Consider the following 22,921-nt stretch of genomic DNA (forward strand, 5'->3'; position numbering starts at 1 on the left):
ATACCTGTTTCATACCACGGGTAGAGTGCGTGCAAATCAAGGATTGCTCCTATGACAAATTCCCCTTTAGCTCTTATCTCCCAAAAATATGGGTTCTCAGAACAAGAGTTTCGAAAAACAATTATTAAAACTTGTATTAGCCATAACTTCTCTGATGAAGAGTTTGCTGCCTTCATCTCCGTCGCAAATACTTATGGCTTAAATCCACTCACGAAAGAGATTTATGCTCTTCCTAAAAGAGGTGGCGGGATTATTCCTGTCGTCTCTATTGATGGATGGATCAAGATCATCAAATCAAATCCTAAATTTGATGGCATGACCTTTCAAGATCAACTCGATAAGGACGGCAATCTAATAGCAATCAAATGCGCTATTCGCTTGAAGGAAATTAAAGACCCTATCGAAGTCACGGAATATCTCAACGAGTGTAAACAAAAAACTGACCCATGGCAGAAATATCCTGCACGCATGCTGCGCCATAAAGCAGTCATCCAATGTGCTCGTTATGCTTTTGGATTTTCCGGTATTTACGATGAAGATGAAGCAGAACGGATTAATCAGGGCGCCAATTCACAAAGACAGCTTGTATCCGATGAAATGATCATGGAAATCCAAAACCTCATGCAGGAAACACAAACAGATGAAACAAAGGTTTTGAGCTTTGCCAATGTCAGAAACATAACAGATCTTTCTCTTCAAGAAGGACAGACTGTTTTACATCTCCTACAGAAAAAAAGAGAACAGCAATCCCCTCAAGAACAACAGCCTGCTGAATTCGTTTATGACTATGATGAAACTTATAGACAAGACAGTGTTCATCACCAAGAACAAAGAGCGGTGTGAGATGGAACAAAGAACTGCAGAATGGTTTCAGGCACGTTTAGGAAAGGTCACCGCATCTAATATTTACAATGTACTCAATAAAACATCCAAAGGAATGCCTACAAGCAAATATGAAGAATACAAAATCAAACTCATGACAGAACGTTTAGTTGGTGAAATTAGCGACTCTTATACAACAGCTGCTATGCAACGGGGCATTGAACATGAAGGGGATGCCCTCAAAGAATATAGCTTTATTTATGATAGAGAGGTTACTCCATGTGGTTTCATCCAACATCCTGCAATCGAAATGGCCGGTGCAAGCCCTGATGGTCTCATTGGTGAGAATGGGCTCATAGAGATTAAATGTCCCCAGTCTGTAAACCACCTTCGTTTCTGGATGACAGAAAAAATCAAACCAGAATATTTAGCACAAATGCAATTTCAAATGGCTTGTACAGGACGTCAGTGGTGTGATTTTGTGAGCTATGATCCTCGGTTTTCAGGACAATCTGCTCACTTACGTCTCAAGGTTCAGCGGATCCATCGGAATGATGAACAGATAGAATCCATCAATCAAGCAGTGGAAGCATTTTTAGAAGAAATCGAACAAGACATCAAACAGATTACAGCTCAAGCGGCTTAAAGTTATGGGGACGCTCCAGCCATCCCCCTCCAGCGTCCCCGCCCATTTAATTATTCTCAACACTTAGATAATAAGGAAAATTTTAAATGAACGAAGAAAAATTAACTGCCTCAGTAGAAAAAGTAAGCTTATTCGAACAAGCTTTACTGTCGATGCGTTTGCAACGGCTTGTCAATATACAAGATCTCTCAATTTATCTCGGAATGTCAATGACATATATTAGAGAGCTAGTAAAAATCGGAGCTTTTCCTAAGCCTATACAAGAAGGACGATACTTAAAATGGGATCTTGTTGAAATTGATCGTTATATTGAAGCTAAAAAAACTGAAAGAGATTCAGTAGAATTGTCTTGAAGAGGTCCAAAGTAACGAACTGCTTATAGAGGAGATTAACAAGAAAATCAAAAAGCTATCATGAGGACTTGACGTTATTTCTGCGATGTATATTTTCGAATCAGGTGCCTAAGAAACACCTTAAATGCATAGCGGATAGATTGCCGACACAATCTCTTCTCCGCACATTAAAGGCTTTGACTCATTGTGTGTTACACGCATATAATGATTCTTGTCGGGTGTAGTTACGCTATACAATACCCTTATGGGGAAGGCGTAACGACGGACTATGCACCGTGTTTTTGAGCACCCGGCACTCTCTTTAGAGTGTCAATCAAAAACATCTAACTGCATAGGAGTTCATCATGAACAATCTTATAGAAATTAAAGAACAAGTCATTGATCAGGAAACTGTTCAGACAGTAAATGCACGTGAGTTGCATACGTTTTTGGAGATAAAATCCGAATTTAGAAATTGGATTAAAAATCGCATTGAGGAGTATGGCTTCCTAGACAATAAGGACTTTATAAGTTTCGCTAAAATTTTAGCGAAACCTAATGTCTCTCAGGAAAAACAAAGCATCATGAGTTTCGGTAAAAATTTACCGAAACCTAAAGGTGGTCGTCCAAGTACAGAATACCATCTCACTTTAGATATGGCAAAGGAACTCTCTATGGTTGAACGCAATGAGAAAGGGAGGCAGGCTCGTCGTTATTTTATTGAATGTGAAAAAAAGTTTAAAAGCCAATCTGTTGATTATGAAGATACACGTTTTGATTTGCCAAGTTATTGGGAGGGTATGAATGCAGGTGAAAAAGCTTTGTATCTTTTAGGTCCTATTCATGTACGTCTTGTTGATGCTTTTAGAGTAGATGAAGAGAACAGAAAATATAAAGCTCTCATTAAAGAAGCAAAGCAGGTTTTAGCAAGATCTGTTGTGAAAGCTGCTTAATTTTAAAAGTATGGTTCATCTCCCCGTTTTAAGAGCGGGGAGGGGAATTGGGGAGGCAAAGCAAAATATGGTATGGTGATTTAGTCCCAAAATATGCCTCAAAAAAGCAGCAATGATTCGTATTTTAGTATTATCTCAGTACCATCTGATAGCGTTATGATAGGGTTTTAAAAGGTGGTTTAAAAGGTGGTTTAATTTTTTCTGATTTCTAATAAACTACTGAAAAATAAGAAGAAATTCACATATCGTGGTGCGGACGGCGGGACTTGAACCCGCAAGGCCTTAGGCCGGCAGATTTTAAGTCTGCTATGTTTACCGATTTCATCACATCCGCGGATAATTTCTCATAAGCTATATCTTCTATTGAATCAAGGATTAATAATAAAAGGTAAGATATTCAACTTTTAATAGAATTCTTGACAGAAAATTTATAACTTTTATGGCTAAAAATCTCTAGGATGTCCATGATAAAAGATAACAATTTGTGCTATGAGTGAATTTGTTTATAATATAACTAAAGCTATGATATTTTTACATAATTTTTTGAAAATATTATTTCAGTGAAATGATTTTTTTATTTAAGAATATGATGCAGATGTTTATTTAAAATATAAAGATTTAATAATTAACTACGGTCATATAAAATTTGTAGTACTTTTTGATTTTGATAATTCTTGATAGATCGCAAACGATAGTTTGATGCTAAGCTGGTTTGTAATAAAACTCTAATGAGAAGAACAAACTAGATTTTATGATTGTATCTGTATGAAAAAGTTGTCTAATTAATGATGTAAGTAATTTATTTTATTAATATGATTGGTAAGCAGAGTTTCTTTTTATTCGGTTATGGAAGTTGATTTCTTTATTTAAATGGTGAAAAGCATATAAAATTAGAAAATATAATATATTTGTAGATGAGACTATTGTAGCTGAAACGAGCATAATTAGATTGTGGGATATTAGAACGGTTTTTACGTATTTTGTTGTTATAGTTCCTAAAAATTTTTTTGACGATGATTGAAATGTTGAATTTTGAAGGTATTGTTATTTGAAATAGTTGTTGTTGATTGATGTTCTCAAAGGTCTTTTTTATAAAGAGAAAAAATTCTTTTAATTGTTTCTAGTGGTAATGATTTTAAATATTTTCTAGGTATTAGAGAACGATTTCACATTTTCAGGGGTAGAGCAATATTTTATTTTAGTTTTTGGTGATATTTTATAAAGGACGTAGTTTTAGGCTCGAATTGTTATTTTAAAAGATAATATTTTCAGTATCTTATAAAGATAAATTAAAGAATTTTATTAGAAATGTTGCGATATTGCAGACGGTTATAGAGTTACTTGGTTTTATAATTTGAAATTTTTTTGAACGAAGGAATATAGAAAGTGAAATCCATTTTTTGTTTTATTCTGAGTGTATCTTTATTATTAGGTATTGGGACATATAATGTAGTAGCTGAGCTAACAATAGTGCAAAAAAATACGCTTTCAAATTTAGTTGTTGATATTAATAAAGCCATGAAAAATAAAAATTTTTCTATTGTTTCTGCTCATATGCCTGATAGGCTTTATAGAGAAATAGCACGTCGGTTAAATACAACAGAGGATAGTTTACGTAATAATTTTCTTGAGAAACTTCATATGCAGTTTGCAAATTTGTCCACTGACGCTTATCATTTAGATGAAAAAGAAATAGACTATAAGCGAATTAATAATGATATTTTTTATGCTTTGATTCCAACTGTTATTGAGACAAAGGATCGTATCATAAAATATAAAACCTTAGCGATTTTTGATAATGGTAAATGGTTTTTAGTTTATGGGGGGCAAAAGACTATACAAAATACAGTTTTTTTGGAGATTTATCCTGATTTTAAGGGAATAAATATGCCGAAGGAAACAGTAATAGAAAAATAAATAATTTTGCAAGGTAATTGCTTTTTATGTTAATCTAGTAATATTGCCTATTAAGGTGTTTATACTAGTGAATTAGGTTTTTACACAAAAAGGTTTTATACATCTTATTTTGGGTTAATATGCCCATATGGGTGTTTGATAGCTTATTTCAAAAGCATTAGTTCATAAAATTAAAGTTATGACTCTATTGTATGGTTTCAAAAATACTACAATTTAGCTTGTAATTTATTGATAATTATAGAGTTAGGGAAAATTTTATTTTGAGTGTAAGTGAAGAAAATGTTTTTACAGAACTAGGTTTGTCCTCTATTTTAGTTAAAAACCTATTTAGTGCTGGTATGAATAAACCTAAGTTTATTCAAGAGAAAGCTATCCCAGTAATGTTAAAAGGGCATGATATTTTAGGGATTGCACAAACTGGTTCTGGAAAAACATTGGCATTCAGTTTACCTATTTTGAACCGGATTTTAACTTTAGGTGATAAGCGTTATCCTAAAACTGCGCGAGCCTTAATTTTGGTTCCTACGCGTGAGCTTGCTATTCAGATTGAGGAAGCAATTAGTGCTATTGCAAAAGGAACTCATCTTTCAACGTGTTTGATTGTAGGGGGAATGTCACGCTTGACACAAATTAGACGGATGGCAAAGGGTGTTGATATTTTGATCGCAACAACTGGACGTTTAATGGATCTTATCCGTAGTAAATATGTTGATCTTTCTCAGTCTCGTTTTTTTATTCTAGATGAGGCCGATCGTATGTTAGATATGGGGTTCATTAATGATGTGCGACAAATTGCAAGATTTTTGAATGAGAAATGTCAAACGGCACTTTTTTCTGCGACAATGTCAAAAGAAGTTAATGTGCTTGCAGATAATTTACTTAGGAAACCAGTAAAAATAGAAGTTGTTTCTCAAGGAACCACTGCTGCGGAAATTACTCAAGTACTGTATTGTGTTTCTACAAGTGAAAAAAAGAGTATTTTGAGTAAACTTTTAACAAATCCTGCTTTGACTTCAGTTATTGTATTTATACGTACTAAGCATGGAGCTGATTCTGTTGCGCGTAGTTTGACAAAAGCAGGATATTCTGTTGCTACAATTCATGGAAATAAATCACAAAACGCTCGGCAGTGTGCGTTAAAAAATTTTCGTGAAGGACTGGTAAGAGTTCTGGTTGCGACTGATATTGCTGCACGTGGTATTGATATACCTGGAATCAGCCATGTTATTAATTATGATTTGCCAGATAACGCTGAAAGCTATGTGCATCGCATTGGTCGTACGGGACGTAATGGTGCATCTGGTGATGCTATTACGTTTTTTGATGAGAAAATAGAACAGGTACGTTTGTGTGCTATAGAGCGTCTGATTCGTATGAAATTAAAACGAAAAGAGATTCCTCTGCAGTTCGCGCCATTGCCTGAAAAACTATCTGAACCGACAATTTACAAGCGAGAAGGTAGTAAAAAACACCACTTAAAAGGATTTAAAGGTCGAAAAAGATCTTGAATGGAATCGATAGAATTGCACAATCAAAAAGTAAAAAATCTGATTAAAATAAAAAACAAAAAATATATGAAGTTATTGCGTTTTCAAAGTTAGATAAATAGTATGACTTTACAAAGAATTATTAAAATTTACTTTTATGCATTGTTGGATATAAAACTATTATTATTTAGCTATAGTAAGCAAGATTAATATGTTACTATAGATATATTAATGTGAAATCAGCTTATTTTATAATGTTGTCAGGATATTTAAGCTTTACTTGTGCTCATTGTTAACGATGACAGCTCTTTCGTTACTTTTTTATGATTTTAGTAAGAGCTTTTTATCTTTAAGAAAACAGTTAAACAGAAAAATAAAATTAAATAAAGAAATCTATTAAAAAGAGTCGTAAAACGATTGAAAATAAAAAATAAAATTAACAAGAAAAATGATTTCTATGCGTATATTGATTTTGTTTAATGGTTGTAGGATATCGTGAATATGATTTTTGCATAAGATAGTTTTTCATTTACCTAGAGCGAAAAAACATTGTTATCATCAGCTCAAATTTAGCAAAATAAATCTTCAAGTATAACAAACAGAATAGTCGGTGCAGTTGGCAATATATATATGAAGGGCTAAATTACGCAGATTATAGAAGCTATAAAACAATTCAGAAAGAAGTACTGATTCGCAATGAATTTTAGAGAAAAATCTAAAATCCTACCCTCATACTTATTTTGATATTCTTCATCTTAAAAAAAGATATGTAAAAACAATAAGTTATATGAAGTATAAAATAAAATGGCTCCCCGGGCCGGATTCGAACCAGCGACCAACCGGTTAACAGCCGGTTGCTCTACCACTGAGCTACCGAGGAACAGTATATAACCATCTAATTTACAAAGCCTATAGCAAAGCAATATTGATTTGCAAAGAGAAAAATTATTTTAATTTTTTAAATATTCGAATTATAATGTAATAAATAAATAGGTTAGAAAAAGTTTCTTTGCCTTGACGGATGCTTTGCCTTCCCTTATTGACGGTCTTTACATTTTAATGGGGCTTCGTGGCGGAATGGTTACGCAGAGGACTGCAAATCCTTGTATCCCGGTTCGATTCCGGGCGAGGCCTCCAGTTAATTTGATTTGATAATTCTCAAAATCTTAAATGAGTTGCTTGCGTATTTAGTAGAATACCGTGTACATTAAATTGGCGCAATTTAGGATCTTACTTTTTTGTCGCACCAGTAAGTAGTAGAAGATGTTCACATCTTAAACTGTTTCCGCTTTGTTAGAGCTTTTATTGCGTATGGGAGAGAAGATTAGTGATGATTATAGATTTTGTAGAACTTCGCCATAAAATGGTTGATAATCAAATTCGTACAGTAGATGTAACAGATTTGTTAGTTCTCAAAGCATTTTTAACAGTGCCACGTGAAGATTTCGTTCCAGAAAATATTAGAAATTTAAGTTATTGTGATGCTGATATTGTTGTATTTCCAGCGCAGAGTAATTTATCTGTACGTCATTTAATGAGACCTGCATCTTTAGCGAAATTATTACAATTGGCAGCTATAAAATCATCAGATGTTGTTTTGGATATTGGTGCAAATAGTGGTTATTGTTCTGCATTGCTTTCAAAACTTGCGAAATCCGTTATTGCCTTAGAAAGCAATAAGATCCTTGCAGAACAGGCTGCCAAGATTTTAGAGCGTAATAAGTGTAATAATGTCATGGTTGTTCATGGAGTCTTAGAGAAGGGATATCCTATTAAAGGTCCTTATGATGTAATTTTTGTTGAAGGTGCTGTTGATTTCATTCCTGATGGTATTTTCTCTCAAATGAGAGAAGGTGGGCGTCTTGTTGTGGTTGAAGGACGTGGAAATGCTGGTATTGCACGAATCTATGTAAAAAAAGAGAGTACTATTTCGGTCTGTCGTAGTTTTAATCTTTCTGTAAAACCCTTACCTGAATTTTTAAAATTGCCTGATTTTGTATTTTAATGCTGATTTTTTATGAATGAATAGATAAAGAATAGTATAATTAATTTAGGATTTATATTGTGTTAAAAATAAACAAGAAACTTCAAGTATGTTTATTTCTGATTTTTTACATTTTTGTCTCTGAATTAGCTTGTGCTGATACATTAATGGATGCCTTTGCTAAAGCTTATCTGCATAATGCTAAATTGAATAGTGAGCGTTCGGCTGTGCGCATATCAAATGATGATGTAGTTATTGCAGGCTCAGGCTTTTTTCCACAAATTGAAGGAATTGGGAGCTATGGTCGAAATAAAGCTGTTATAGCTCCTTATAGTACTTCTGGATTTATAGGAATAAGATTAAATCAAAGATTATTTGATGGTTTTATTACGCAAAATACATTTTTTTCAGCTAAATTAAAAATGCAAGCACAGCATGAATATTTTCGTAATGCTGAGCAGAATATGTTTCTTGAAGTTGTGACAGCATACACTAATGTCTACAAAGCACGTCGTATTGCTGAACTGCGTCGAAAAAATTTGATTGCCCTTGAAGAGCAAGTTCGTTCAGATAAAGCAAAACTTGAGGTAGGGGAAGGAGGGCGTATTGATTTTGCTCAAGCACAAGCAGCTCGTTCTGTTGCTGTTTCTGAGCTCAGTATTGCTCATGCTAATGTAAAATCAGCAGAAGCAATTTATCGGCAAGTAATTGGTGCTGATCCTGAAAAATTAGAACACCCACCGATGGCAAAAGAGTTACCAGTGAATCTTGATTCCGGTTATGAAATTAGTATCGCTACGCATCCAGCGATTCTTTATGCAAGATATTTAATTGATTCCAGTTCTTACAATGTTAAAGCGAAAGAAGGAGCATTGCTTCCTAAAATTGATTTGTCTGCGACAACATCTTATAATCGGATTTATAGAGGGCCTGGAGAGGATGGAGTTTCTCAATCCATAGGCCTTTCACTTAGTTTTCCAATTTTTGAAGGGGGACGTACATCTGCACAGATTCGTCAGGCCAAAGAACAATTTAGACAAGCCCATTTTCAGCTTGATTTGGCTCAAAATGAAGTAAAGCAAGCGCTTACCTCGGCTTGGTTTCAGTTAGAAGGAGCACGTGCATCTGTCGCAGCTTATCGTGAGAGTGTTCGTGCTGCTGATATTGCTTTTAAAGGTCGTATTCAAGAAAATCGTGTAGGACAGGCAACTACATTAGATGTTTTAAACTCTCAGATGCAGTTAATTAATGCTCAAATTGCGCTAATAACAGCAGAATGTAATGTTATTGTTGCAAGTTATAGTGTTCAATATTCTGTTGGTAAATTGACTGCAAATTATTTGGGTTTGAAAACGGTTAAATATATTCGCTGAGAATCGAGGATATAATTAGTAGTTTTCACATATTAAAATAATTTTAATTTGCATAAAGGGTAGATCATAAATTAATTGTTAATATTGAAAATATGTTATTTCCTAAATAACATTTTGTATGACGTTAGAAAAAAGTTGTGTGTAGTATCATATTTAAGACAAAGAGATGTGTTGACTTTGTCGCTCTTTTACTACAGTAAAATGGTAGTTTCATTTGTTTTTGCGTTTCGAGAGGTTTAAAGTATGGTACAGAGTTCAAATGCGTTACATGAGCCAAGTATGGATGAGATTTTAACATCTATCCGTGAAATAATTGAAGAAAATACAGTTCAGTCCAATAATTTCTCAGGTGAATCTAGTGATTCTATTGCAGCAAATGCTTCTGCAAAGAGTTCAGTAAAGTCATCGGAAGGTATTTATGATGCGACTTTATCCGTCGATGATGCGATGAGAGCTTTAGCTGATCGTATTGGTTTTGCTGCCGAAGATGGGATTTCTCCTTTTAAAGATGGTACAAGATTGGAAGATAAGATGGATATGCAAGGGATGAATATTTCCTCTGAAGAGCAAAATTCTGCTCATAAAGTAAAACAATATGATGAGGCATTTGTATCACAGAAAAGAAATTCATCTTCTGATTGTGTAGAGTTATCTGCGTATGTTGTTTCATCTGCTGAAAAGGTTGCAAGAGATGTATTGCGTCCTGCTATAGCGGAATGGTTACAATGTCAATTGCCTATTTTACTTGAAAAAATCCTACGTGAAGAAATTGTCAAAACCGTTAAGAATTTATCTTAAGAGCTTTTAAACTCGTTGTATAATCTGCTATTTATTAACTTGGTTATCAGAGTTCTGATGTGGTTTTATAAAGCTATTTAGGTAAATAGTATTTTGCATGTGATGTAGCTAGTTTTTGACCATGAATTGTTTTTTCAGTGGTATTGTGAAATTAAGTGGATAAGATGCTAGAAAAAAACTACGATGCTACCTCTGTAGAGCCGCGAATTGCAAAAGAATGGGAAAAGTGTGGGGCTTTTAAAACAAAGATAGATTTAGAGCTTGATGCAGAGTCTTTTTGCGTTATGCTGCCGCCGCCGAATGTCACAGGCTCACTTCATATGGGGCATGCATTAAATACGACAATTCAGGATATTATGGTGCGTTTTCAAAGGATGCAAGGCAAAAATGTGCTGTGGCAGCCGGGTATGGATCATGCAGGGATTGCAACGCAAATGGTTGTTGAGCGCCAACTTGCAGAACGTCAAGAGCCAACACGTCAAGAAATGGGAAGAGAAAAGTTTATTGAACGCGTTTGGAAGTGGCGTCATGAAGCCGGAGGGATGATTACTAATCAACTCAAACGCCTTGGCGTTTCGTGTGATTGGTCACGCGAGCGGTTCACAATGGATGAGGGCTTATCTCAGGCTGTCCGTGAAGTTTTTGTTAAGCTTTACAAGCAAGGGTTAATATATAAGGACAAGCGTTTAGTCAATTGGGATCCAAAGTTGTTGACGGCTATTTCGGATCTTGAAGTTGAACCGAAAGAGGTCAAAGGTTATTTATGGCATTTTAGGTATCCGCTTGAAGGAAAAGTTTTTGATCCAAATGATTCTACAACTTTTATAACAGTTGCAACAACACGTCCTGAAACAATGTTGGGGGATACGGGTGTTGCGGTTAATCCTGAAGATGATCGTTATAAAGATCTTATAGGACAAAATGTTATTCTGCCCCTAGTTGGTCGCAAGTTGTTAATTGTTGGTGATTCTTATGCTAATCCTGATGAGGGGAGTGGAGCTGTGAAAATCACACCAGCACATGATTTTAATGATTTTGAAGTAGGAAAGCGGCACAATTTAGGTTTAATTAATATTTTGACGCAAAAGGCTGAGATTTTTTTGCGTGATAATGAGGCGTTTTTTGATGGCTTAGTCTTGTCTGACGAATTGAATGCGTTGGTGGAATATTTAGATAAAGTTGATCGTTTTGTTGCACGAAATCGTATCGTTTCTTGGATGCAAGAAAGAGGTTATTGTGTAACTGTTAATGAGCATCCTCATGTCGTTCCTCATGGTGATCGAAGTGGAGTACCCATTGAGCCGCTTTTAACAGATCAGTGGTATGTTGATGCTGCTGAATTAGCAAAGCCAGCGATAGAAGCTGTTCGCCAAGGGAAAACGAAGTTTATTCCGGCTAGTTGGGAAAAAACTTATTTCAATTGGATGCAAAATATTCAGCCTTGGTGTATTTCTCGCCAATTATGGTGGGGACATCAGATACCTGCTTGGTATGGTCCTGATGGTATGATTTTTGTTGAAAAAAGTGAAAAAGAGGCTTTAGATTCGGCTTTATCTCATTATGGTAAAATAGTTCAATTAACACGTGATCAGGATGTTTTAGATACTTGGTTTTCATCTGCTCTTTGGCCTTTTTCGACGCTAGGGTGGCCTGATAAAACAATTGAGCTGACAACTTTTTATCCAACATCTTTATCGGTTACTGGATTTGATATTATCTTTTTCTGGGTTGCTCGTATGATGATGATGGGTATGCACTTTATGGGAGAAGTGCCTTTCCCAACTGTTTATGTACATGCTCTAGTACGGGATCAGTACGGTGCAAAGATGTCAAAATCGAAAGGAAATATTGTTGATCCATTGGAACTCATTGATCAATACGGTGCAGATGCGCTACGCTTTACTTTAGCTATTATGGCCGCGCAAGGTCGTGATGTAAAACTTGATCCTTCACGTGTTGAAGGCTATCGTAATTTTGTTACGAAATTGTGGAATGCCACTCGATTTGCTAAAATGAATGGTGTTCGGCGTGATGTGGCTTTCAAACCAGAAAAAACGAAACTTGCAATTAACCGTTGGATTTTAACAGAATTATCCAAAACTGTTTTGGCAGTTACTAAGGGCATTGAAAACTATAAATTTAATGATGCTGCTCACGCACTGTATCGGTTTGTTTGGAATGCATTGTGCGATTGGTATCTTGAACTTCTTAAACCTGTGTTTCAAGGTTCAAATGAAGATTCTAAAAAGGAAGCACAAGCGTGTACAGCTTGGGTTCTTGATGAAGTTTATAAACTTCTCCATCCTTTTATGCCTCATGTAACAGAGGAGTTGTGGTCTCTTACTGCAATGCAAGACATGAAGCGTGAGAATATGTTAGCATTAATGCAATGGCCACAAATGACGTTTAAAGATGAAGAAGCTGCAAATGACATTAGTTGGATTATTGATGTAGTTAGTGGTATTCGTTCTGTGCGTGCTGAAATGAATGTTCCAGTAAGTGCACTGGCACCTCTCGTAATTTTAGAAGGAGGGCAAGTAATACAAGAACGTGTACATCGTTATGAGGCTATTCTTAAAAGATTAGCGCGTATCGGAGAGATTCATTTTTCTGATCAGGTTCCTGCTATATCAGCTCAAATAATTTTGGGAGAGGCAACTTTTTGTTTACCATTGGGGCAGTTGATTGATTTAGATGCTGAACGTGCTCGTTTGAAAAGGGATATGGATAAAATTGAACAAGATATTGAGAAAATATCAATTAAATTAGATAATCCAAAATTCATAGCAAATGCAAGGCAGGAAATTATTGAGCTTGAACGTAAAAGAATTACAGAGCTGTATGAAGAAAAAAAGAAAGTATCTATTGCTTTGGAACGGCTAGCTTAATTCAGGTTTTTCCTATTTTTTGAAAGTTAAAAAAAGATTTGAAATAGCATTGTGGGTGACTTATGCATATACATTGGTCACTCAATTTATGATTAAGTGGAGTTTTATAAATTAGTAAATATTCTAGATACTAGTTAGGCAAAAATTAATAGGATAAGAAAATCTTATACAGAAGTATGATAATTTTGGTTTGTAATTGAAAGAAGCGGTTTGTTTATCACATTATTTTTGGAGATATACTCTTTTTGAGGAAACAATCTGTGTAGAACAATATTAATTGAGATTTATTAAACAATTAATGTATAAGGTCGATGTTGGGTTATCCATTTAAGAACTTACTTTTTTATTTTTAGAGAAAATTTAAATATAATACACAATAGCATTATGAATTGTTAATTTTGAATAAAATTAACAATTCATAAAAGCACATAATTAAAAATTTAGGTTATGTATAATCTGAATTACACTGTAATGATTAATAATTAAGGATTTTTGATAAAAACTCTTGAGCCCTTGGTGTTCTAGCTTGTGGGTTGGAGAAAAAATCTTCAGATGAACAATCTTCGAGGATCATTCCTTGATCCATAAAAATTATACGTTTTGATACTTTTTGTGCGAAGCTCATTTCGTGTGTAACACAAATCATTGTCATACCTTCTTCTGCTAGGCCTATCATGACGTCTAACACTTCACCTACCATTTCTGGATCTAAAGCAGAAGTTGGTTCATCAAAGAGCATAACAAATGGGTCCATAGTTAAAGAGCGTGCAATAGCAACACGTTGCTGTTGTCCTCCAGAAAGCTGACCAGGATATTTATCTTTATGTTCAATGAGTCCAACACGTTCAAGATATAATAAGCCACGCTCAAGCGCTTCTTTTTTACTGCGTTTTAAAACTTTAATTTGTGCAATAGTTAAATTTTCCATGACGGATAAATGTGGAAAAAGCTCAAAGTGTTGAAACACCATTCCTACATGGCTACGCAATTTGGATAAATTAGTTTTTTTTGAATGAACTGGTATGCCATCAATCCAAATTTCCCCTTTTTGAAAAGGCACTAAGGCGTTAATAGTTTTTATGAGGGTTGATTTACCAGATCCTGACGGTCCACAAACTACAACCACTTCTCCTTTATTGATATTGGTTGTACAGTTTTTAAGAATGTTAACTTCGCCATACCAGTTAGAAACATTTTTCATTTCGATCATATGAGTAGACATTATTTTCTCCCCTGTTAGCGAATAATGGATATTTTTTTCTGCAAGAGTAAAACTATTTGCGATAATGTAAAGCAGATCACGAAATAGAAAATTGCTGCTAAAATATAAGCTTCCTGTTTTACACCGAAATTGTTAGAGACAATATCAAATCCATTCAAAAGGCTATTGCCACTGATTGCATAGACAAGTGTTGTGTCCTGAAACAGGATAATAATTTGTGTTAGAAAGACTGGTAGCATATTTCTGAATGCTTGGGGAAGAATCACAATACGCATATTTTGCCAGTACGTCATTCCGAGAGCTTGGCCTGCATGTTTTTGTCCTTGCGAAATTGAAAGTATGCCAGCGCGCATAATTTCAGCAAAATAAGCGGCTTCAAATGCAGTAAAAGTAATTAGTGCTGATTTATTAGCACCGATTGATGTACCTGTTATCAAAGGCAGGAGCACAAAAAACCATAAAATAACCATTACAAGCGGTATTGATCGCATGGCAGTAATGTAAATTATAGCAAGTGTGGAAAGCAGTTTAATAGAAGAAAGACGCATCATTGCTAATAATACGCCAAAGATAAGACCAAATACCGTCGTAACAATCGTTAGAAAAATGCTAAAAAGCAAACCTGATAAAATATAAGAACAGAATATATCAAAAGTAAAAAATGAAAAATCAAATTCTGAAAAATTAAACGGAGAATAGGTATTTATAAATTCCATTATCATATTTAACGCCCCTCTGTTTGAAAACAAGGAATTCTAATTGCTTTCTCAATTATGGTCATAAGGACGAATATGAATAGAGATATGACAATATAAAGGAGTGTAACAAGTAGATAGTTTTCATAAACATGACTTACTTCTTCAATTGTTTGATACTGGAATTGCATTAGTTCATTAATAGAAACAGCGAATGCTATAGATGAATTTTTTACAATACCCATTGCTTCTGAAGTGAGTGGGGGCATAATTGTGCGAATAGCACGTGGTAATATGATGTAACGATAGCTCTGGTAAGTATTAAATCCCATTGCCATTGCAGCATAACGTTGTCCAGAAGGAATAGATTCAATACCAGAGCGAACTTGCTCTGCGATACGCGCGGATGTAAAAAAACCTAAAGCGCAGATTATTAATAAAATGGGTGGAAAATTCATTGCAGGTGGATAAATTTTAGGTACGACAAAATACCATAAAAATACTTGAACAAGTAAAGGAATATTACGCATAATTTCTACCCAAAAAGTACCAACAGCACGTAAAAAATTATTAATGATGGAAGTTTTAGGCAGAGTACGTATCATTCCTATAATAACACCCATAAATACAGCTAGTACCAATGAATAGATAGATAATATGGCTGTATTTTTAAAACCATCGAGGAGTGTATCCAAATAGGTATGACTTATGCCAGGAGTTCCGAGACATCCGGCTACCAGTGTATGATTAAGATCATCTGTGCAAAGGAACGAAAAGTCCATTAATTGATTTTCCTCAAGTTAATCAGCTGCTAAGTAGAGAAAATAGATCAGCTATATTGATACAGGCTAAGTGTATTGAAAAATTTAGAATATGACTACACCTAATTTATAAAGAGTATAGTCATTCTCTTACAATGATTTTATAGATTATTTTCTATATAAGCTTCTCGTGGCTTATTATTTGGGTGCTCCCAAGCATATTGGGTTTCTTTAGAGAGAGGAAGATTGATGATAGTATTTGTAGGAGGGATTGGTTCCATGAACCATTTATTATAGAGTTTTTCGAGTGATCCATCATTGATTTGGCGTACGATACTATCGTTAATGGTTTGTTCAAAGTTTTTGTCGTTTAGTCGGAGCATACAAGCGATAGGTTCAACGGAAAGTGTAGTGTCAAGAATTATATAATCGGATGGATTTCTTGATTTAGCAATATGCGCAGAGAGAATTGATGTATCCATAACAAATGCGTCAGCTCGACCAGATTCTAGTGATAAGAAGCTATCTCCGTGATCTTTACCGTTCACAACTTCAAAATGAATATTTTTTTGACGTTTATTTTTACGGATAAGCTGCACAGCCGTTGTACCAGTGGTTGTTGCGACTTTTTTACCATTTAAATCGTCAATAGATTGAATGCCAGAATTTTTCTTTACAACGATTTTAACTGATTCAACATAGGTTGTGTATGCAAAAGCAGCTTCTTTACTGCGAGCAGAATCATTTGTTGTTGATCCACATTCAAAATCATAAGTACCGTTTTTCAGTAGGGGGATTCGGTTTTGTGATGTAATGGGCTGATAATGAACTTTGATTGGTTGACCAATTTTTTTTGAGATATCATTAATAATACGTTCTGCCATTTCAGTATGGAATCCTGTATACTTACCGTTACCAAGCGCGTAGGCCAAACCTGATGATTCGCGAACACCTAAAGTAATTTCTCCCGTTCTTTTAATCTTCTCAAGTGTATCATTTGTAGCGTGAGCAATGTTTGTTGACCCCATAAAAATTGCTGCAATAAATATTAAAAATGATTTTCTCATTATTTCCTCCATTTTTATATAATTTTTTTATTATTGTTTGCTGTATTCAGGATATATTTCAATGTATGATGTAGCATATTTATTGTTTTAGGTGGGATTTTTTTTATATATCTTATCATATCTTAATTAATTGCAGTTGAGCTCGATCCAAATGGGAACGTGATCTGATGGTTTTTGATATCCCCTTACCTCTGTTTGGCTATAGGCACAAATCAACTGATCCGCAGCTTCTGGTGATAATAATAAATGATCAATGCGTATGCCATTATTTTTTTTCCATGCGTTAGCTTGAAAATCCCAAAAACTGAATGATGGAGCATCTGTTACATTTCGGATAGCGTCATAAAAACCCAAATGAGTAATACATTGAAATATTTGTCTTATTTGTGGAAGGAATAAAGCATCGTTACTCCATTCTTGGGGATTTTTTGCATCTAATGGGGTTGGAATAACATTATAATCACCGGCAAGGATTAGAGGTTCTTCATATGCAAGTAATGATTTTGCATGTGTATACAATCTTTTCATCCATTCTATTTTATACAAGTATTTTTCACTATTGATAGGATTGCCATTTGGAAGATAGAGAGAAGCAACACGAATGCTTCCTATATTTGTTGAATAAACAGTTTCAATATAACGCGCTTGCTTATCATTATTATCACCTGGTAATCGAAGAATAACTTCATCAGGTACTTTTTTAGAAAGAATTGCAACGCCATTGAAGCTTTTTTGTCCATGCGTTTCTATGTGATACCCTAAATTTTCAATTGTATCACGCGGGAAATTTTCATCAACACTTTTAATTTCTTGTAAGCAAGCTATATCAGGTTGATTCTGTTCTAGCCATTTACATAATGTTTCATGTCTCGCTTTTATGCCGGCTATATTCCACGTTGCTATTTTCATGCTATTAGTTTTAAGTATCAGATTTGTAATTAGCAAGTTATTCTGTTAAATATTATGTAATTACCCCCAATATATTGGGCCATTTTTATTTTATGAGTTTGTTATTTTGTGTATTAGCTTTTTTTGTTTTTTGAATTTTTACTTTTAAAAACTTTTCTGATGTTTAGTACTTGACGAATGTACATGTTCTCGCTATTAAAAACTATTATGTTCAGTACGAAAGCGCATTGAGAGTTAAGGTGATTTAGTTCATCTTAAGAGAAATTTGTAAGATCTAAAAGCAAATGCTAATGCAAGAGGTTGTAGCCTCCTATGCTAGTAGTCGGGTAAGCTGTTTATGCAGTCATGCCCGATTTTGTATTATGAACATATATTTATTCTGAATATTATCGGGATAGATAATAGAAACCCAAGTGGGAATGACGAACGCAGATTGTTAAAAAGGAAGGTTGCATGCCTACCGTAAATCAGTTGATTAGAAAGCCACGTGTAGTGCCGGTTAAACGCAATAAGGTTCCTGCCCTTCAGGCAAATCCGCAAAAGCGTGGTGTTTGTACTCGTGTATATACAACTACACCGAAGAAGCCGAATTCTGCTCTTCGTAAAGTTGCTAAAGTTCGTTTGACAAATGGATTTGAAGTGATTGGTTATATTCCTGGAGAGGGGCATAATCTTCAAGAACACTCTGTTGTGATGATTCGTGGTGGTCGTGTCAAGGATTTGCCGGGAGTCCGGTATCATATTGTTCGTGGGTTGCTTGATACGCAGGGTGTTAAAAATCGTAAACAGCGTCGTTCTAAATATGGCGCAAAGCGTCCGAAATAAATATTTTGAGAGACAAAGCAAATGTCCCGTCGTCATAGAGCAGAAAAACGTGAAATTAATCCAGATCCTAAATTTGGTGATTTGGTTATTACAAAATTTATGAATGCCATTATGTTTGATGGTAAAAAATCAGTGGCTGAGCGTATTGTTTATGGCGCTCTTGATACAGTTGAAAATAAGGTTAAGACAGATCCTGTAGCTCTGTTCCATCAGGCGTTAGAAAATGTAGCTCCACATGTTGAGGTTCGTTCGCGTCGTGTTGGGGGTGCAACTTATCAGGTTCCGATTGATGTTCGTCCTGATCGTCGGCAGGCTTTAGCTATTCGTTGGTTAATTGCAGCGGCGCGTGGGCGGAATGAAACAACAATGATTGGTCGCCTTTCTGGTGAGTTGGTTGATGCCGCTAATAATCGTGGTTCTGCGGTAAAAAAGCGAGAAGATGTTCATCGTATGGCTGAAGCTAATCGTGCATTTTCTCATTATCGCTGGTAGGTGTATTTAGAAAAGATCTAAGGCAAAAAGAATGGCTCGCGAATATAAAATTGAGGATTATCGTAATTTTGGTATTATGGCGCATATTGACGCCGGTAAAACCACGATGACTGAGCGTATTTTATTCTATACTGGTAAGAATCACAAGATTGGTGAAACGCATGATGGTGCTTCTACGATGGATTGGATGGAGCAAGAGCAAGAGCGTGGTATTACAATTACATCTGCTGCTACGACTACTTTTTGGGAAGGTTGTGATGGTCGGAAACGACGCTTTAACATCATTGATACGCCTGGTCACGTTGATTTTACAATTGAGGTTGAGCGTTCTTTGCGTGTTCTTGATGGTGCGATAGCGTTGTTGGATGCGAATGCAGGTGTGGAGCCTCAGACGGAGACTGTTTGGAGGCAGGCTGAGAAGTACCGTGTGCCCCGTATGGTATTTGTTAATAAAATGGATAAGATTGGGGCTGATTTCTATCGTAGTGTAGAAATGGTTGCTTCTCGATTGGGTGCTAAGGCTCTTGTCTTGCAGTTACCGATTGGTGCTGAAAATGATTTTGAAGGTGTTGTTGATCTTGTTGAGATGAAGGCATTGACGTGGGATGGTTCTATTGGGGCTTCGGCCGTAGTAGGTGAGATACCTGCTGAGTTAAAGGAGAAGGCAGAGGAATACCGAGAAAAATTGGTTGAGATGGCTGTTGAAGTTGATGAGGCTGCAACAGAAGCTTATTTGGAGGGGGTTATGCCAACCAATGAACAGCTTGTGGCTCTTATTCGTAAAGGAACAGTGGAGGTTCAGTTTCATCCGGTTCTTTGTGGTACAGCTTTTAAAAATAAAGGTATTCAACCGCTTTTAGATGCTGTTGTTTCTTATCTTCCTTCTCCTGTTGATGTTCCGGCTATTAGTGGTGTTGATGTTAAGACTGAGTCTGAAACAACGCGTGAATCTTCAGATGAAGCTCCGCTTTCTATGCTTGCTTTCAAGATTATGAATGATCCATTTGTTGGGTCTTTGACTTTTTGTCGTATTTATTCTGGTAAAATTCAAAAAGGTGTTTCTCTTGAGAATACTGTGAAAGGAAAAAGAGAGCGTTTAGGGCGTATGCTTCAGATGCATTCTAATTCTCGTGAGGATATTGAAGAAGCCTTTGCAGGTGATATTGTTGCTCTTGCTGGTCTTAAGGAAACAACAACAGGTGATACTCTTTGTGATCCTTTGAAGCCTGTTATTTTGGAGCGGATGGAATTTCCTGAACCTGTTATTGAGATTGCTATTGAACCGAAAACAAAGGCAGATCAAGAAAAAATGGGTCTTGCTCTTAGTCGTTTAGCTGCAGAAGATCCTTCATTTCGTGTCAAATCGGATGAAGAATCTGGTCAGACAATTATTGCTGGAATGGGTGAGCTTCATCTTGATATCATTGTTGATCGTATGCGGCGTGAATTTAAGGTTGAAGCTAATGTCGGGCAGCCTCAAGTAGCTTATCGTGAATCAATAACAAAAGTTGCTGAAATTGATTATACTCATAAGAAGCAGTCTGGTGGTGCGGGGCAATTTGCTCGTGTGAAAATTGTTTTTGAGCCTCATGATGGTGATGACTTCGTTTTTGAGTCAAAGATTGTTGGTGGTGCCGTTCCTAAAGAATATATTCCAGGTGTTCAAAAAGGCATTGAAAGTGTTATGGGATCAGGCCCTCTTGCAGGGTTTCCTATGCTTGGTGTAAAAGCTACTTTGATTGATGGTGGTTATCATGATGTTGATTCTTCTGTTTTAGCTTTTGAGATCGCTGCGCGTGCAGCATTTCGGGAGGGGGCGCAAAAGGCCGGTGCTCAGCTTCTTGAGCCAATTATGAAGGTAGAGGTTGTGACGCCAGAAGATTATGTTGGTGATGTGATTGGTGATTTAAATTCTCGTCGAGGTCAAATTTCAGGTACTGAAGCTCGTGGTATTGCGACGGTTGTGAATGCAATGGTTCCTTTGGCGAATATGTTTGGATATGTGAATACACTTCGGTCAATGAGTCAGGGGCGAGCTCAATATACAATGCAATTTGATCATTATGAGCCTGTTCCTTTAGCTGTAGCGCAGGAGATTCAGAAAAAGTATGCATAATCTATATACGTAATTTATAATCGTATATTAATTTTAAACTTAGTTCATAATTTGAACAGAAAATGGAGAGCTCAAATGGCAAAGAGCAAATTTGAACGTACGAAGCCGCATGTTAATATAGGTACGATTGGTCATGTTGATCATGGGAAGACTTCATTGACGGCAGCAATTACGAAGTATTTTGGTGAATTTAAAGCGTATGACCAAATTGATGCGGCACCTGAGGAGCGGGCCCGTGGTATAACGATATCTACTGCGCACGTTGAGTATGAAACGGAGAGCCGTCACTATGCTCATGTTGATTGTCCTGGTCATGCGGATTATGTTAAGAACATGATTACAGGAGCGGCCCAAATGGATGGTGCCATATTAGTTGTTTCTGCAGCAGATGGGCCTATGCCTCAAACGCGTGAGCATATTTTGTTGGCCCGTCAGGTTGGTGTTCCAGCGATTGTTGTTTTTCTCAATAAAGTTGATCAGGTTGATGATAGCGAGCTTTTAGAGCTTGTAGAGCTTGAGGTTCGTGAGCTTTTATCGAAATATGATTTTCCGGGAGATGATATTCCTATAGTTAAGGGTTCGGCTTTAGCGGCGCTTGAGGATTCAAATAAGAGTATAGGTGAAGATTCTGTTCGTCTTTTGATGAGTGAAGTTGATAAATATATACCGACCCCTGAGCGTCCAGTTGATCAGCCGTTTTTGATGCCTATCGAGGATGTTTTTTCTATTTCTGGTCGTGGTACGGTTGTTACGGGTCGTGTTGAGCGTGGCATTATTAAAGTTGGTGAAGAAATAGAGATTATTGGTATTCGTCCTACATCTAAGACAACAGTTACTGGGGTTGAAATGTTTCGCAAACTTTTAGATCAAGGCCAGGCTGGTGATAATATAGGCGCTTTGCTTCGTGGTGTTGATCGTGAAGGGATTGAACGTGGTCAAGTATTGGCGAAGCCTGGTTCTGTTACCCCTCATACTAAATTTAAAGCTGAGGCTTATATTTTAACAAAAGATGAGGGGGGGCGTCACACACCGTTTTTCACGAATTATCGTCCTCAATTTTATTTTCGTACGACCGATGTTACGGGTATAGTTACGCTTCCTGAAGGAACGGAAATGGTTATGCCGGGTGATAATGTTGCAATGGATGTCTCTTTGATTGTTCCAATCGCGATGGAAGAGAAGCTTCGTTTTGCGATCCGAGAAGGTGGTCGCACCGTTGGGGCTGGTATCGTATCTAAAATTATTGAATAAGTGAGATAATCATTGAGAAATGTCTTTTATTATCAAGGACGTTTCATATGTTAAGGAAATAAAGAGCATGAATGGCCAGAATATCCGTATTCGTTTAAAGGCATTTGATCATCGGATTCTTGATGCATCGACGCGTGAAATTGTGTCAACCGCTAAGCGTACTGGTGCTAATGTCCGTGGTCCTATTCCGCTTCCAACACGGATTGAGAAGTTTACGGTTAATCGTGGCCCACACATTAACAAGAAGAGTCGTGAACAATTTGAAATGCGTACGCATAAACGTCTTCTTGATATTGTTGATCCAACACCACAAACGGTAGATGCGCTGATGAAGCTTGATCTTTCTGCTGGTGTGGATGTTGAAATCAAGCTCTGAGGTTTGA

At 36.1% G+C, this 22,921-nt stretch carries 20 protein-coding genes and 3 tRNA genes; 16 read left to right on the forward strand and 7 right to left on the reverse strand.

From position 1 onward, the window contains the following. Nucleotides 1-51: 51 nt before the first annotated feature. The 4 genes from bet to B11cv2_RS02005 all read left to right on the forward strand — a co-directional run bounded on the left by bet (nucleotide 52) and on the right by B11cv2_RS02005 (nucleotide 2,753). Nucleotides 52-843 (forward strand): phage recombination protein Bet, encoded by a 792-nt coding sequence (gene bet, locus B11cv2_RS01985; protein ID WP_100692867.1) that lies wholly within the window; start codon nucleotides 52-54, stop codon nucleotides 841-843. A gap of 1 nt (nucleotide 844) precedes the next feature. Continuing rightward, on the forward strand, nucleotides 845-1,468 hold the full coding sequence (locus tag B11cv2_RS01990; RefSeq protein WP_100693093.1) for a lambda exonuclease family protein: 624 nt from the start codon (nucleotides 845-847) through the stop codon (nucleotides 1,466-1,468). An 86-nt stretch (nucleotides 1,469-1,554) separates the two neighbouring features. Next, nucleotides 1,555-1,821, forward strand: coding sequence for an AlpA family transcriptional regulator (locus tag B11cv2_RS01995; protein ID WP_100693094.1), 267 nt, complete (start codon nucleotides 1,555-1,557; stop codon nucleotides 1,819-1,821). Nucleotides 1,822-2,165: 344 nt separating this feature from the next. Further along, nucleotides 2,166-2,753 (forward strand): antA/AntB antirepressor family protein, encoded by a 588-nt coding sequence (locus B11cv2_RS02005; RefSeq protein ID WP_100693095.1) that lies wholly within the window; start codon nucleotides 2,166-2,168, stop codon nucleotides 2,751-2,753. Between the two features lie 248 nt (nucleotides 2,754-3,001). Here the strand turns inward: B11cv2_RS02005 and B11cv2_RS02010 are convergent. Further along, a tRNA-Leu gene (locus B11cv2_RS02010) sits at nucleotides 3,002-3,087 on the reverse strand. Between the two features lie 1,052 nt (nucleotides 3,088-4,139). Between B11cv2_RS02010 and B11cv2_RS02015 the strand changes: the two genes are divergently transcribed. Continuing rightward, complete coding sequence (locus tag B11cv2_RS02015) at nucleotides 4,140-4,670, forward strand: hypothetical protein (protein ID WP_100693096.1); 531 nt, start codon at nucleotides 4,140-4,142, stop codon at nucleotides 4,668-4,670. Between the two features lie 260 nt (nucleotides 4,671-4,930). Further along, nucleotides 4,931-6,178: a DEAD/DEAH box helicase gene (locus B11cv2_RS02020; RefSeq protein ID WP_199570344.1), complete on the forward strand. Its 1,248-nt coding sequence runs from the start codon at nucleotides 4,931-4,933 to the stop codon at nucleotides 6,176-6,178. 784 nt (nucleotides 6,179-6,962) lie between these two features. Here the strand turns inward: B11cv2_RS02020 and B11cv2_RS02025 are convergent. Beyond that, nucleotides 6,963-7,037 (reverse strand) — tRNA-Asn (locus tag B11cv2_RS02025). Between the two features lie 183 nt (nucleotides 7,038-7,220). Between B11cv2_RS02025 and B11cv2_RS02030 the strand changes: the two genes are divergently transcribed. The 5 genes from B11cv2_RS02030 to B11cv2_RS02050 all read left to right on the forward strand — a co-directional run bounded on the left by B11cv2_RS02030 (nucleotide 7,221) and on the right by B11cv2_RS02050 (nucleotide 13,200). After that, nucleotides 7,221-7,294 (forward strand) — tRNA-Cys (locus B11cv2_RS02030). 193 nt (nucleotides 7,295-7,487) lie between these two features. After that, complete coding sequence (locus tag B11cv2_RS02035) at nucleotides 7,488-8,162, forward strand: protein-L-isoaspartate O-methyltransferase (protein ID WP_100693098.1); 675 nt, start codon at nucleotides 7,488-7,490, stop codon at nucleotides 8,160-8,162. 59 nt (nucleotides 8,163-8,221) lie between these two features. Further along, nucleotides 8,222-9,514 (forward strand): TolC family outer membrane protein, encoded by a 1,293-nt coding sequence (locus B11cv2_RS02040; RefSeq protein WP_371410318.1) that lies wholly within the window; start codon nucleotides 8,222-8,224, stop codon nucleotides 9,512-9,514. A gap of 243 nt (nucleotides 9,515-9,757) precedes the next feature. Further along, entirely contained in the window at nucleotides 9,758-10,312 is a 555-nt protein-coding gene (locus tag B11cv2_RS02045; RefSeq protein ID WP_100693100.1) for a DUF2497 domain-containing protein, read from the forward strand. A gap of 164 nt (nucleotides 10,313-10,476) precedes the next feature. Then, nucleotides 10,477-13,200 (forward strand): valine--tRNA ligase, encoded by a 2,724-nt coding sequence (locus B11cv2_RS02050; RefSeq protein WP_100693101.1) that lies wholly within the window; start codon nucleotides 10,477-10,479, stop codon nucleotides 13,198-13,200. Nucleotides 13,201-13,675: 475 nt separating this feature from the next. Here the strand turns inward: B11cv2_RS02050 and B11cv2_RS02055 are convergent, their stop codons facing one another. The 5 genes from B11cv2_RS02055 to xth form a co-directional block, all read right to left on the reverse strand. Further along, entirely contained in the window at nucleotides 13,676-14,422 is a 747-nt protein-coding gene (locus B11cv2_RS02055) for an amino acid ABC transporter ATP-binding protein (protein ID WP_035006097.1), read from the reverse strand. A 14-nt stretch (nucleotides 14,423-14,436) separates the two neighbouring features. Then, entirely contained in the window at nucleotides 14,437-15,144 is a 708-nt protein-coding gene (locus B11cv2_RS02060; RefSeq protein WP_100693102.1) for an amino acid ABC transporter permease, read from the reverse strand. 2 nt (nucleotides 15,145-15,146) lie between these two features. After that, nucleotides 15,147-15,899 (reverse strand): amino acid ABC transporter permease, encoded by a 753-nt coding sequence (locus tag B11cv2_RS02065; protein ID WP_100693103.1) that lies wholly within the window; start codon nucleotides 15,897-15,899, stop codon nucleotides 15,147-15,149. A gap of 140 nt (nucleotides 15,900-16,039) precedes the next feature. Beyond that, complete coding sequence (locus tag B11cv2_RS02070) at nucleotides 16,040-16,945, reverse strand: transporter substrate-binding domain-containing protein (RefSeq protein WP_100693104.1); 906 nt, start codon at nucleotides 16,943-16,945, stop codon at nucleotides 16,040-16,042. Nucleotides 16,946-17,071: 126 nt separating this feature from the next. After that, a complete protein-coding gene (xth, locus tag B11cv2_RS02075) occupies nucleotides 17,072-17,854 on the reverse strand; it encodes an exodeoxyribonuclease III (RefSeq protein WP_100693105.1) in 783 nt (260 codons plus the stop codon). A 453-nt stretch (nucleotides 17,855-18,307) separates the two neighbouring features. Between xth and rpsL the strand changes: the two genes are divergently transcribed. The 5 genes from rpsL to rpsJ all read left to right on the forward strand — a co-directional run bounded on the left by rpsL (nucleotide 18,308) and on the right by rpsJ (nucleotide 22,914). Then, nucleotides 18,308-18,679: a 30S ribosomal protein S12 gene (gene rpsL, locus B11cv2_RS02080; RefSeq protein ID WP_035006089.1), complete on the forward strand. Its 372-nt coding sequence runs from the start codon at nucleotides 18,308-18,310 to the stop codon at nucleotides 18,677-18,679. A 21-nt stretch (nucleotides 18,680-18,700) separates the two neighbouring features. Continuing rightward, a complete protein-coding gene (gene rpsG / locus B11cv2_RS02085) occupies nucleotides 18,701-19,171 on the forward strand; it encodes a 30S ribosomal protein S7 (RefSeq protein ID WP_100693106.1) in 471 nt (156 codons plus the stop codon). A gap of 31 nt (nucleotides 19,172-19,202) precedes the next feature. Continuing rightward, on the forward strand, nucleotides 19,203-21,287 hold the full coding sequence (fusA, locus tag B11cv2_RS02090) for an elongation factor G (protein WP_100693107.1): 2,085 nt from the start codon (nucleotides 19,203-19,205) through the stop codon (nucleotides 21,285-21,287). Between the two features lie 75 nt (nucleotides 21,288-21,362). Beyond that, nucleotides 21,363-22,538: an elongation factor Tu gene (tuf, locus tag B11cv2_RS02095; RefSeq protein WP_035006025.1), complete on the forward strand. Its 1,176-nt coding sequence runs from the start codon at nucleotides 21,363-21,365 to the stop codon at nucleotides 22,536-22,538. Nucleotides 22,539-22,605: 67 nt separating this feature from the next. Next, the gene (rpsJ, locus tag B11cv2_RS02100) at nucleotides 22,606-22,914 is read left to right on the forward strand and encodes a 30S ribosomal protein S10 (RefSeq protein WP_100693108.1); all 309 of its coding nucleotides are present in this window, start codon (nucleotides 22,606-22,608) and stop codon (nucleotides 22,912-22,914) included. Nucleotides 22,915-22,921: the final 7 nt, after the last annotated feature.

This window comes from Bartonella sp. 1-1C (assembly GCF_002810325.1).
In the GTDB taxonomy this organism is placed as follows: domain Bacteria; phylum Pseudomonadota; class Alphaproteobacteria; order Rhizobiales; family Rhizobiaceae; genus Bartonella; species Bartonella rochalimae.

Bases quoted from the DNA above. Each gene is read 5' to 3' on its own strand.
- bet (WP_100692867.1), top strand. From the start codon at position 52: ATGACAAATTCCCCTTTAGCTCTTATCTCCCAAAAATATGGGTTCTCA.
- B11cv2_RS01995 (WP_100693094.1), top strand. From the start codon at position 1,555: ATGAACGAAGAAAAATTAACTGCCTCAGTAGAAAAAGTAAGCTTATTC.
- fusA (WP_100693107.1), top strand. From the start codon at position 19,203: ATGGCTCGCGAATATAAAATTGAGGATTATCGTAATTTTGGTATTATG.
- rpsL (WP_035006089.1), top strand. From the start codon at position 18,308: ATGCCTACCGTAAATCAGTTGATTAGAAAGCCACGTGTAGTGCCGGTT.
- B11cv2_RS01990 (WP_100693093.1), top strand. From the start codon at position 845: ATGGAACAAAGAACTGCAGAATGGTTTCAGGCACGTTTAGGAAAGGTC.
- B11cv2_RS02065 (WP_100693103.1), bottom strand. From the start codon at position 15,899: ATGGACTTTTCGTTCCTTTGCACAGATGATCTTAATCATACACTGGTA.
- rpsJ (WP_100693108.1), top strand. From the start codon at position 22,606: ATGAATGGCCAGAATATCCGTATTCGTTTAAAGGCATTTGATCATCGG.
- B11cv2_RS02060 (WP_100693102.1), bottom strand. From the start codon at position 15,144: ATGATAATGGAATTTATAAATACCTATTCTCCGTTTAATTTTTCAGAA.
- B11cv2_RS02035 (WP_100693098.1), top strand. From the start codon at position 7,488: ATGATTATAGATTTTGTAGAACTTCGCCATAAAATGGTTGATAATCAA.
- xth (WP_100693105.1), bottom strand. From the start codon at position 17,854: ATGAAAATAGCAACGTGGAATATAGCCGGCATAAAAGCGAGACATGAA.
- tuf (WP_035006025.1), top strand. From the start codon at position 21,363: ATGGCAAAGAGCAAATTTGAACGTACGAAGCCGCATGTTAATATAGGT.
- B11cv2_RS02070 (WP_100693104.1), bottom strand. From the start codon at position 16,945: ATGAGAAAATCATTTTTAATATTTATTGCAGCAATTTTTATGGGGTCA.
- B11cv2_RS02055 (WP_035006097.1), bottom strand. From the start codon at position 14,422: ATGTCTACTCATATGATCGAAATGAAAAATGTTTCTAACTGGTATGGC.
- rpsG (WP_100693106.1), top strand. From the start codon at position 18,701: ATGTCCCGTCGTCATAGAGCAGAAAAACGTGAAATTAATCCAGATCCT.
- B11cv2_RS02005 (WP_100693095.1), top strand. From the start codon at position 2,166: ATGAACAATCTTATAGAAATTAAAGAACAAGTCATTGATCAGGAAACT.
- B11cv2_RS02045 (WP_100693100.1), top strand. From the start codon at position 9,758: ATGGTACAGAGTTCAAATGCGTTACATGAGCCAAGTATGGATGAGATT.
- B11cv2_RS02050 (WP_100693101.1), top strand. From the start codon at position 10,477: ATGCTAGAAAAAAACTACGATGCTACCTCTGTAGAGCCGCGAATTGCA.